Genomic DNA, 10,510 nt, shown 5'->3' with positions numbered 1-10,510 from the left:
TGACCAGCACGCGGACGTCTAAGAAGCATGAAAGGCGAGCGGCATGCTCCCAAAACACAGTTTCAGCTGTCGTTACCCGTCCCAGAGAGTTGGGAGCGCAAAGCCCGCCGCCTACCTGAGGAGTCGGTGATCCGAGCCACGCACCTGGGTTCGCAATCGGTCCAGAGCCAGGACTCCAGGAGCACCCTCGTTGCGTCATAGTGGGCGGAATGGGCTAGCGCGTACGCGACGTCCGTGCGGCGGCGGAAGCAGCAATCGGCTGCCGTCGAAGCAGAAGCCGACATGGCTCGCTGACCGTCAGCCGATGGCGTTGGAGAACGACTGGGGACCCGCCTCTGCCCTCATCTTGCCCTCACTAGAGCGGAAAAGGTCGACGAACAACGGTGATCACCCGAAGGGCCGACCGAGATGTTTCCGCAGGTCAGAGGCAGTTTTGGGCGAGTTACGACGAAGGATCGAATACCGCAGCAACGTTCCGCTTCAACGTGTGAGGGCCGCAGAACAGAGCGCATGACACCGAGGGGCCGCCGTCGCCACCGTGCCGCGTGAGCTCCCACACCGACTAGGTTCGAGCGATCGCGCACCACTGGATCGCGACCCGGCACGGCGGCCTCGACGTCTTCTCCTTCGAGGCGTACGACGTCCCCGCACCGCGCCGAGGTGAGGTCACCGTCGCGGTCCGGGCGGCCGGGATGAACCCAGCCGACGCCAAGCACGTGGCCAGCGGTTCCGGGGAGTTCCCGCGCGCCGTCGGCTACGAGGTCGCTGGTGTGGTGGCCGCCGTCGGCCCCGACACCGAGATCGCGTCCGGTCCGGTCGCCGTGGGCGACGAGGTGCTCGCCTTCCGCATCAGTGGCGGCTGGGCCACCGACGTCACCGTCGCCGCGGCGGATGTCTTCGCCAAGCCGGACTCGCTGTCCTTCGGCGAGGCCGCCAACCTGCTGCCCGCCGGCACCACGGCCGCCGAGATGCTTCACGTCACGGGCACCACCGAGGGGGACACGATCCTGGTGCACGGCGCCTCCGGGGCCGTCGGAGTCAGCGTGCTCCAGCAGGCCGCCCGGATCGGGTCACGGGCGATCGGCACGGCGAGGCCGGCGAGCCACGACGTGGTGCGCCGCTTCGGCGGCGTGCCGGTCGCCTACGGAGAGGGACTGGAGCAGCGGGTGCGCGACGCCGTGCCCGACGGGGTGGCGGCGGCGTTGGACTGCGTCGGCACCGACGAGGCGGTCGACACCTCCCTCGTCCTGGCCGCCGACCGCGGCCGCATCGTCACCACCGTCGCCGCCGAGCGGGCGCCGGCGAGCTCACGGTCCCCGTCGCTCGCACGTTCAAGCTCGCCGATGCCATGGAGGCAGCCGAGCTGCTGATGGGTCGGCACCCCGGAGGCAAGCTCGTCCTCGAGCCCTGACGCCGACGCGCGTCCGCCCGCTCAGGTAACGCCGTCGGGGTCCTGAGCCAGCGTCAGGCGCTCGCGGACCAGGTCGCGGGCCGGCCCCGGCTCGAGGCCTCGTCCACCGTCCGCTGAGCGCTTTCAGGCCGGCAGCAACCATGGGCATGCCGGCCACTCGGCGTAGTCACATCGGGCTACCCCGTGTCGCGCGGACGGCCAGTACACGCGGGCGGAGGTAAAACTATGGCGATGCTGCTCCCCAATACTGGGTACGCCGCCTAGGTTCGAGCCCACGTGATGTTGTGCACGATAGGGGAGACCATGGAAAGCAACCGCTCGAAGCGTCGCGGCTGGCGACTGTCCGCAGGGCTGCTGCTCGGATCGTTGGCCCTCACGGCCGTGGCGGGCGGGTCGGCCCGGTCGGTCGCATCACCGGAGCCGGGAGCGACGGCGACGTCGGCGTCCGACGGCTCCGAGCTCCTCGGCAAGCGTTGGGGCGACGACACCACCCGCGAGGACGAGAAGGCCTCGAAGGCGACCGGGCTGTGGGACGCGAAGGAGGACTTCGGCTCCCTCTTCACCGCCACCAAGTGGTACGGCGCGCAGAAGGCCTGGACCATGGACGACGCCACCAAGACCAAGGTGACCGGGCGCGGCGTCGATGTCGCCCTGATCGACACCGGCGTGGCGCCGGTCGAGGGCCTGACTGCGCCCGGGAAGGTCGTGAACGGTCCCGACCTCTCCTTCGAGAGCCAGCACGCCGACACCCGCTACCTCGACGGCTACGGCCACGGCACCCACATGGCCGGCATCATCGCCGGCCGCGACACGGCGGTGCTCGCCGGCAAGGAGGCCGACTCCAAGCGCTTCGTCGGCATGGCCCCCGGCGCCCGGATCGTCAACGTCAAGGTCGCCACCGCCGATGGCGGCGCCGACGTCAGCCAGATCATCGCGGCGATCGACTGGGTCGTGCAGCACCGCAACCACGACGGGCTCAACATCCGCGTCATCAACCTCTCCTACGGGACCCACTCCACCCAGCCCTACCTCGTCGACCCGCTCGCGTACGCGGTGGAGAACGCCTGGCGCAAGGGCATCGTCGTGGTGGCCGCAGCCGGCAACGACGGAGCGGGCAACGCGCTGACCATGCCCGCGGCCGACCCGTACGCCATCGCCGTCGGCGCGGTCGACCACCTCGGGACGGCCGACCTCAGGGACGACGTCCCCGGGACCTTCACGAACTCCGGCACGCCGCTGCGCCGGCCCGACCTCCTCGCTCCCGGCAAGTCGGTCGTCTCGCTCCGCACGCCCGGCTCCTACTCCGACCGCACCCACCCCGAGGGCCTCGTGACCGGCGACGCCGCGCAGCGGCTCTTCCGTGGCAGTGGCACCTCGCAGGCCACGGCGATGGTCAGCGGGGCTGTCGCGCTGCTGCTCCAGCAGCGCCCCGACCTCACCCCCGACCAGGTCAAGTACCTCCTGAGGTCCACCGCCGACTCCGTCGCCGGCACGGACCCGACGCAGGGCTCAGGCGTGCTCGACATCGACGGGGCGCTCGAGGCCAGGACGCCGCACGCCCTCATCGCCACCCAGAGGTGGCTGCCTGCCACCGGCACCGGCACCCTCGAGGGCGCACGCGGGGACAGCCACGTCGTGGACCCCGTCGACGGCACCGTCCTGACCGGTGAGGTCGACGCCATGGGCACGCCCTGGGACGCACGGTCGTGGCGCGAGGCCACCGCTGCCGGCCGATCGTGGACCGGAGGCACCTGGAACGGCCGCACGTGGACGGGCTCGGACTGGTCCGGCAGCTCGTGGACCGCCCGGTCGTGGCGCGACGCCGCCTGGTCCGGCGACTCGTGGACCGGCGGGGACTGGCTGGCACGCAGCTGGCGCGGAGACCTCTGGACCTCCGGCGGCTGGTCGACCCTGGACATCGAGGCCCGCAGCTGGTCCGCACGCTCCTGGCGGGCCCGCTCCTGGCGCGACGTCCTGTCGGGCTCGGAGGAGCTTCCGTCGCTCCTCGGCGAGGACCTGATGGGCGCTCTGTAGCGGACCTGTCGCGCGGCAGGGTGAGGCGCTCGTCCTGATATTCCGGGGCGGGCGCCTCCTTCCTGTGTCGGCGGTGCGTGGGCGTCTCGGGTGCTGACCGATCGGCCGGAACTTCGAGGATTCCTCGATATCGACGGAGCAGGCAGTCGTATGCTCACCGGACCAACAGACCAGTGCGGCAGCGGCTCGGAAGGGATGCGGAAACCGTGAAGACCAGCTGCCTCGCGTACGCCGCCGGCCTGGTCGTCGAGCCGGCGGCGGCGTCGGTGAGATGACGACCCACACCGAGCCGCAGTCCGACGCACGGCCGGACCGACAGCTCCTGCTCATCTCGCTGCTCACGGCGGCGATGGCCGGCCTGGCCGTCCTGATCGCCGCACCGGGGTTCCTGCGCGAGCCCGAGGCGTCGGTGCCGGACCTCAGGTGGCTCGCCCTGCTCCCTCTGTTCGCGCTCGCCGAGGTCGTGGTCATCCACCTGCCGACCCAGCGCAACGCCCACGGGCACACGCTCCGCGAGATCCCGGCGGTGCTCGGCCTGACCTTCCTCGCTCCGCAGCAGTACGTCACCGCCTACGTCGTGGGCACGGTCCTCGCACTCCTCCTCGCAGCACGCATGCGCGGCACGAAGCTGGCGTTCAACTCGGCCATGTTCGCCCTCGAGGCGGCCCTGGGCGCGCTCACCTACCACGCGATCCTGCAGGGGGGCGACCCACTCTCGCTGACGGGATGGCTCGCCGTCCTGGTGGCGGTGCTCGTCACCGACCTCATCTCCGCCGGTGCCGTGACCGCTGCCATCAGCCTGACCGAGGGTGCGTTCGACGGAGAGGTGCTGCACGAGGCGCTCCGGTCCGGTTCGGTCGCTGCCTTCATCAACACCTGCGTCGCCCTGCTCGTGGCGACCCTGGTGCTGGTGCAGCCCTCGGCCCTGCCCCTGCTGGGCGTCGTCGTCGTCCTGCTGGTCCTCGCCTACCGGGTCTACGTCTCCCTCGCCCGAGGACACGCGCGCACCCACCTGCTGTACCGGTTCGTCGACCGCACCTCCTCCGCGCACTCGTTGCAGGAGGTCATCGAGATCGTCCTCACCGAGTCTGCCGACCTGATGCATGCCGAGCGCGCCTACCTCGTGGAGGTGGTCGACGGCCGGAACGTGCGCTGGTACGCGTGCGGGGACGGCTCGCTGCACGCGGAGTCGCTCGAGCTCCAGGAGCCCGAGCCCTGGTGGTGGAGAGCGCTGGACACCGGCGTCGTGCAGCACGAGTCACCCCGCCGCGGGCACGGTGAGATGTCGGAGCCCGCTGACGGGCCGGGCCTGATGTCCACGCCCCGCGACGGCCTCGCCGCCCCGCTGCGAGGAGCCGGTGCCACCCGGTACCTGCTCGTGGTGCTCGACCGGTCCTTCGAGAAGGAGACGTTCGGGAAGGAGGACGTGCACGTCTTCGAGGCGCTCGCCGCGCATGCCGGCGTCGCCGTGGAGCGGGCCCGTACGGTCAGCGACCTCGAGACCCTGGCGACCGAGCTGGAGGTCGCACGCGACGCGGCGCTGGCAGCGTCGGAGGCGAAGTCGATGTTCCTGGCGAACATGAGTCACGAGATCCGCACGCCGCTCACCACCGTGCTGGCCGCCGGTGAGCTGTTGGGCGACACCTCGCTGGACCAGCTCCAGACCAAGCTGCTCGGCAGGATGGATCGGTCCGGGGGGCTGCTGCTGTCCCTGGTGGAGAACCTCCTCGACTTCTCCCGGATCGAGGCGGGGCACGCCACCGTGGAGCGGGCGGAGTTCGACGTGCGCGCCATGGTCACCGACATCGCCGACGCCCACCTGCCGCGGGCGCGACAGGAGGGGATCACGCTCGACTGCTCGATACATCCGCGCGTGCCCGAGATGGTCGTGGGTGACAGGACCAGAACCGTGCAGGTGCTCAACAACCTCGTCGACAACGCGTTGAAGTTCACCTCGGAGGGACGAGTCGAGCTCGACGTCCGACCTGACGCGGTCAGCGACGGTGGTCGCGGCGTGCAGTTCTCGGTCTCGGACACGGGCATCGGCATCGACGAGTCGGACCAGGCATCGATCTTCGAGGCCTTCAGCCAGGTCGACGGCTCAGCCACCCGGCGCTACGAGGGCACCGGCCTGGGTCTGGCGATCTGCAAGCAGCTGACCGAGCTCATGGGCGGGACGATCGCCGTCGCGGGACAGCCGGGGGTGGGCAGCACCTTCACGGTCCGGCTGCCGCTGACTGAGGCCGATCCAGAAGGCTCCGTGGGCGTGACGAGGCTCCACGCGCGCGGCCCGCTGACGACGCAGGCGTGGGAGGGCGCGTCCCGCGCTCGGGAGTCCGGACGGTGACGAGCGAGCGCCGACACGAGCGCTCACCCGAGCGCTGACTCCCGTGCCGACACGGACCCGCCGATTCGACACACCCCGCGACCACATGGTCTGGTGAGGGGGTCGCCGGCTGCGTCCTCCCCGTGAGAGGCGCCTCCCTTCGCGAGGTGCAGCAGGCCGCGGCCTCGACGCCCGACCCGACGGCGTCGCGTCCGAGCCCCTATGGGCGTCGAAGCATCGTGAGGTCCCAGCCACGTGCGTGCCACCACCACATCCTCCGTCCACACCCGTCTGCGCGGGATCGCCGCCGGCACTGCCGCGGCCGCGTTGGCGCTCGGCCTCGTGCCCGGCGCCGCCGCGGCCCAGGAGTCGACCAGCGCCACGGCGGTCGACCGCACCTCCGCACCCGCCGGCGAGGTCGCCGTCCGCCTGAAGGTGGCCACCGATCCGGCCGTGGAGGTGGCCGTCGCCCCCCGCGTGTGGCCCAGCCGGCTGCTCGAGGGCAGGGGCGTCGACGTCGACGGCAACGACCTGCTCGAGGTCGTCCGCAGCGGCCGCGAGGTCACCGGTCGCGACAAGCGCGTCCGGCACGGCGACACCGTCCGTCTGGTCGAGGTCGAGAAGCGCCGCACGACCCGGGGCACCCCGATCCGCGCCGGGGTCGTGACGGTGCCCACCACCGAGCTCGCCCCCGGCCGGCGCAAGGTGGCCCGCCAGGGCAGGGCCGGCCTCCGACGGGTCGTCGCCATGCGCACCTTCCACAACGGCGAGCCCGTGAAGTACCGGGTCGTCGCCCGTACGACGGTCCGCGAGCCGCGGCCCCGTCGGGTGCTCGTCGGCCGCGAGCCCTGGTCCGTCCCCGGCGCGGACGGGCTCGACTGGGCGGCCCTCGCGGGATGCGAGTCCGGAGGCAACCCCCGGGCGGTGAACGCGGCGGGCTACTACGGGCTCTACCAGTTCGACGTCGCCACGTGGCGCAGCGTCGGCGGGTCCGGCCTGCCGCACCACGCGTCGCGCGGTGAGCAGACCTTCCGGGCCAAGCGGCTGTACGCGTCCCGCGGACGCTCCCCGTGGCCGACCTGCGGCCGCCTGCTCTGAGCTGAGGCCGCCGCAGCCGGCGGCGCAGGTGGCAGGGTGGCGGGATGAGCATCGGTGTCGTCTTCCGTCCGCAGCAGCCGCCCGAGGAGCTGGAGGCGGTGGTCCGCGCCGTCGACGAGGCCGGCGTCCCCGAGCTGTGGCTCTGGGAGGACTGCTTCCTGGAGGGCGGGCTGACGGCGGCCACCGCTGCGCTCGCCTGGTCGACGCGGGTCCGTGTCGGCATCGGACTGCTGCCCGTGCCGCTGCGCAACCCGGCGCTCGTCGCCATGGAGCTCGCCACCCTGGCGCGACTGTGGCCCGACCGGGTGCTGCCGACGCTGGGCCACGGCGTGCTCGACTGGATGGGCCAGGTCGGTGCGCGGGTCGACTCGCCGATGACGCTGCTGCGCGAGCACGCCGAGGCGGTGCGCGACCTGCTCGACGGCGCGCGGGTCGACGTCGAGGGTCGCTACGTGCGGCTCGACGGGGTCGCCCTCGACTGGCCGCCGGCGCGCCGTCCCCAGCTCCTCGTCGGCGCCCGTGGCGAGAAGACCGTCCGGCTGGCCGGCGAGGTGGCAGACGGGGTGCTGCTCGACTCGGTGACCGACGCCCACGTCGTACGTCGGGCGCGCCGGCTGGTCGACGAGGAGCGTGAGGCGTCGGGTCGACCGGGCCGGGCGGTCGTCACCGTCTACACCCAGCTGGACCCCGCGCAGGCCGGATCCGCGTTGGCCGAGCAGGTGGGCCAGCGGGTGGCCGCGCTGTCGGAGGCCGGCGCCGACACGGTGGTGCTGCAGGGCACGGGCGATCGTCCTGACCCCCGACCTCTGGTCGAGGCGCTGGGCGCCGCAGGGCTGCTGCCGTCCGAGCGCTGAGCCCTAGGCGAGACCGAGGTCGGCGGCGACCTGGTCGACCAGCTGCTGGAAGTGGGCGTCGTAGTCGAGGATCCCGCGGTGCATGTGCCCGAACAGCTCCAGGGACAGGTTGCCGAAGAGGGTGGCCCACGCCGCGAGCCCGCGGACGACCCACGCGTCGTCGAGCACGGGGTCGGTGAACGAGCGCACCGGCACCACCGCCTCCCGCTCCTCCTCGCTCAGCGGCAGCGTGGCGACCGGCGTCCGCCCCATCGCCTGCGCGTCGGAGAGCAGGGTCAGCAGCGCCGTGGTGACCCGGGTGGCCGAGGCGACGGTGTCGTCTGGGGCGGCGTACCCGGGCACCGGGGAGCCGTAGAGCAGGGCGTAGCGGTGCGGCTGTGCCCGGGCCCAGTCGCGGACGGCGTGGCACAGGGCGTGCCAGCGTGCCGCCACGTCGGCGCGGTCGCGGACCCGTGAGTCGGCCTGCTCGACCGACTCGCCGAGATCGTCGTAGGCCTCGATCAGCAGGGCGGTGAGCAGGGCGTCGCGGCTGGGGAAGTAGCGGTAGACCGCCGAGGACGCCATGCCGAGGTCGCGGGCGACGGCGCGCACCGACAGTGCGGCGGGGCCGACCTGCGCGAGCTGCGTGGAGGCGCTGTCGAGGATGGCGCGGGTCAGCTCGGCGCGCGCCACGGCGCGGGCGTTGCGGGGCGCGGCGGAGTCGGCCATGGCCTCATCCTGGTGCACGCATGAGAGCAGCGCAAACAAACGAGAGCGCTGCTCTTGCGTTCGAAGAGGACTCATGTCACGCTCGAGGTGAGAGAGAGCACTGCTCTCTATGCTGAGGAGAGGATCTGACATGAGGCAACGACACGTGGTGGTGGGCGCCGGGCCGGTGGGGCTCGCGACGGCCCGGGAGCTGGTGGCGGCGGGGCACGAGGTGCTGCTGGCCAGCCGCTCGGGCGCCGGAGCGGAGGTGCCGGGCGCGACGCGGGTCCGCGCCGACGCCGCCGACGCCGACCGGCTCAGCGAGCTCGCCGAGGGTGCCGCCGCGCTCTACAACTGCATCAACCCGCCGTCGTACGACGTGTGGTCGACGTACTGGCCGCCGGTCGCCGCCGCCTTTCTGGCGGCCGCCGAGCGGAGCGGGGCCGTGCTCGTGACGGCGTCGTGCCTCTACGGCTACGGGCCGGTCGACCAGCCGATGGTCGAGGGCATGCCCGACGCGGCGACCGGCGTCAAGGGCCGGCTGCGTGCCGACATGTGGGCCCGGGCCCGGGCCGCGCACGAGGCAGGGCGCATCCGCGCCGTGGAGGTGCGCGGGTCCGACTACCTGGGCGCCGACATCACCAGCGCCCACGTCCCGATGGCGGTGCCGCGCGCGCTGGCCGGGAAGTCGGCGTGGTTCGTCGTCGGGACCGACCAGCCGCACTCGTTCACCGACGTCCGCGACATGGGTCGCGCCCTGGCGGCGGTCGCCGTCGACGAGCGGGCGTGGGGACGCGTGTGGCACGCGCCCACCAACCCGGCGGTGACCCCGGCCCAGGCCGTGGCCGACGTCTGCGCGTCCGTCGGCAGGCCGCCGGTGCCGGTGCGCCGGGTGCCGAGGGCAGCCATGTGGCTCGGCGCGCTGGTCGTGCCGTTGCTGCGGGAGATGCGGGAGACGGCCTACCAGTTCGAGCGTCCCTACCTCCTGGACTCCTCCGCGATCACGCGGGAGCTCGGCCTCGAGCCCACGCCGTGGGAGCTCACCTGCCGCGCCACGGCGACCAACGAGGCGACCTCGGCGCTGGGCTGTCCGGCCTGATCGCGACGTGGCAGGCTGCTCTGCGTGCCAGTGACACGAGGGTTCGGCAGCGGTCGGCGGCGAGGGCGGCCGGACCGCCTGCCGCCGGGTCAGTACGACACCGGGCGCGACTGGCCGGTGCTCACCGCCGAGGCACAGCCCCGGATCGACCCGGAGGAGTGGACGATCACCGTCGACGGCGCCGTCGAGCGCTCGCGCACCTGGTCGTGGCGGGAGGCGCACGCGCTGCCGGGGTCGACGTACCACGGCGACATCCACTGCGTCACGACGTGGTCGATGCTCGACACCACGTTCCGCGGGGTCGACGTCGACACGCTGCTCGGGCTCGTCGGCCCGCGGCCCGACGCGACGCACGTGCTGGCGCACAGCTCGACCGGCTACACCACCAACCTGCCGCTCGCCGACGTCACCGGTGGGCGGGCCTGGCTCGTCTGGGAGTACGACGGCCGCCCGCTCGCCGCCGAGCACGGCGGGCCGGTGCGGCTGCTCGTGCCGCACCTGTACTTCTGGAAGTCGGCCAAGTGGGTCAGCCGGCTGGAGCTGATGACGCAGGACCGGCAGGGGTTCTGGGAGCGCAACGGCTACCACGACCGGGGCGACCCGTGGCTGGAGCAGCGCTACCAGGGCGATCCGTGAGCGCACCCGAGGGTCGCTGGACCACCGGGACGCTGCTCGAGGTCGACCGCACGGGAGACCGCCTGGCGCGCCTGCGGCTCGACGTGGCGGACCGCGTCGACCACCTGCCCGGCCAGCACTACGTGCTGCGGCTGCGCGCCCCCGACGGCTACACCGCCTCGCGCTCCTACTCGGTGGCCTCCGAGCCGGGCGACCCGCTGCTGGAGCTGATGGTCGAGTGCCTGCCCGGCGGCGAGGTCTCCGGCCACCTGCACGAGGTGGCCGAGGTGGGGGACGTCTTCGAGCTGCGCGGGCCCATCGGCGGGTGGTTCACCTGGGCCGGCGAGGCGACCGCGGTCTGCGTCGCCGGCGGGTCGGGCGTGGTG

General features: G+C 72.8%; 9 protein-coding genes. 8 read left to right on the top strand and 1 reads right to left on the bottom strand.

Going from position 1 to position 10,510, the window contains the following annotated elements:
- Window positions 1–692: 692 nt before the first annotated feature.
- The 5 genes from QZX64_RS03840 to QZX64_RS03820 all read left to right on the top strand — a co-directional run bounded on the left by QZX64_RS03840 (window position 693) and on the right by QZX64_RS03820 (window position 7,723).
- Window positions 693–1,370 carry a zinc-binding dehydrogenase gene (locus QZX64_RS03840; protein ID WP_295657113.1) on the top strand — a complete coding sequence of 226 codons (678 nt, stop codon included), beginning with the start codon at window positions 693–695 and terminating at the stop codon, window positions 1,368–1,370.
- Between the two features lie 344 nt (window positions 1,371–1,714).
- Window positions 1,715–3,445 carry a S8 family serine peptidase gene (locus QZX64_RS03835; RefSeq protein ID WP_295657111.1) on the top strand — a complete coding sequence of 577 codons (1,731 nt, stop codon included), beginning with the start codon at window positions 1,715–1,717 and terminating at the stop codon, window positions 3,443–3,445.
- A 271-nt stretch (window positions 3,446–3,716) separates the two neighbouring features.
- Window positions 3,717–5,792, top strand: coding sequence for an ATP-binding protein (locus QZX64_RS03830; RefSeq protein ID WP_295657109.1), 2,076 nt, complete (start codon window positions 3,717–3,719; stop codon window positions 5,790–5,792).
- Window positions 5,793–6,026: 234 nt separating this feature from the next.
- Window positions 6,027–6,869, top strand: coding sequence for a resuscitation-promoting factor (locus QZX64_RS03825; protein ID WP_295657108.1), 843 nt, complete (start codon window positions 6,027–6,029; stop codon window positions 6,867–6,869).
- A gap of 44 nt (window positions 6,870–6,913) precedes the next feature.
- Window positions 6,914–7,723: an LLM class flavin-dependent oxidoreductase gene (locus tag QZX64_RS03820; RefSeq protein WP_295657107.1), complete on the top strand. Its 810-nt coding sequence runs from the start codon at window positions 6,914–6,916 to the stop codon at window positions 7,721–7,723.
- Between the two features lie 3 nt (window positions 7,724–7,726).
- Here the strand turns inward: QZX64_RS03820 and QZX64_RS03815 are convergent, their stop codons facing one another.
- A complete protein-coding gene (locus QZX64_RS03815) occupies window positions 7,727–8,431 on the bottom strand; it encodes a TetR/AcrR family transcriptional regulator (RefSeq protein ID WP_295657105.1) in 705 nt (234 codons plus the stop codon).
- A 130-nt stretch (window positions 8,432–8,561) separates the two neighbouring features.
- Between QZX64_RS03815 and QZX64_RS03810 the strand changes: the two genes are divergently transcribed.
- From QZX64_RS03810 to QZX64_RS03800, 3 genes are all read left to right on the top strand, one after another.
- Window positions 8,562–9,509: an NAD-dependent epimerase/dehydratase family protein gene (locus QZX64_RS03810; protein ID WP_295657103.1), complete on the top strand. Its 948-nt coding sequence runs from the start codon at window positions 8,562–8,564 to the stop codon at window positions 9,507–9,509.
- Between the two features lie 24 nt (window positions 9,510–9,533).
- Window positions 9,534–10,145, top strand: coding sequence for a sulfite oxidase-like oxidoreductase (locus QZX64_RS03805; protein WP_295657101.1), 612 nt, complete (start codon window positions 9,534–9,536; stop codon window positions 10,143–10,145).
- The coding region (locus tag QZX64_RS03800; RefSeq protein WP_295657100.1) for an FAD-binding oxidoreductase at window positions 10,142–10,510 on the top strand (369 nt) is incomplete at its 3' end. The genes QZX64_RS03805 and QZX64_RS03800, both read left to right, overlap by 4 nt.

Origin of the sequence: uncultured Nocardioides sp. (genome assembly GCF_902805925.1) — a bacterium.
Lineage (GTDB): Bacteria > Actinomycetota > Actinomycetes > Propionibacteriales > Nocardioidaceae > Nocardioides.
This window is presented reverse-complemented; position numbering and strand designations above follow the sequence as displayed.

Bases quoted from the DNA above. Each gene is read 5' to 3' on its own strand.
- QZX64_RS03815 (WP_295657105.1), bottom strand. From the start codon at position 8,431: ATGGCCGACTCCGCCGCGCCCCGCAACGCCCGCGCCGTGGCGCGCGCC.
- QZX64_RS03820 (WP_295657107.1), top strand. From the start codon at position 6,914: ATGAGCATCGGTGTCGTCTTCCGTCCGCAGCAGCCGCCCGAGGAGCTG.
- QZX64_RS03840 (WP_295657113.1), top strand. From the start codon at position 693: ATGAACCCAGCCGACGCCAAGCACGTGGCCAGCGGTTCCGGGGAGTTC.
- QZX64_RS03810 (WP_295657103.1), top strand. From the start codon at position 8,562: ATGAGGCAACGACACGTGGTGGTGGGCGCCGGGCCGGTGGGGCTCGCG.
- QZX64_RS03835 (WP_295657111.1), top strand. From the start codon at position 1,715: ATGGAAAGCAACCGCTCGAAGCGTCGCGGCTGGCGACTGTCCGCAGGG.
- QZX64_RS03830 (WP_295657109.1), top strand. From the start codon at position 3,717: ATGACGACCCACACCGAGCCGCAGTCCGACGCACGGCCGGACCGACAG.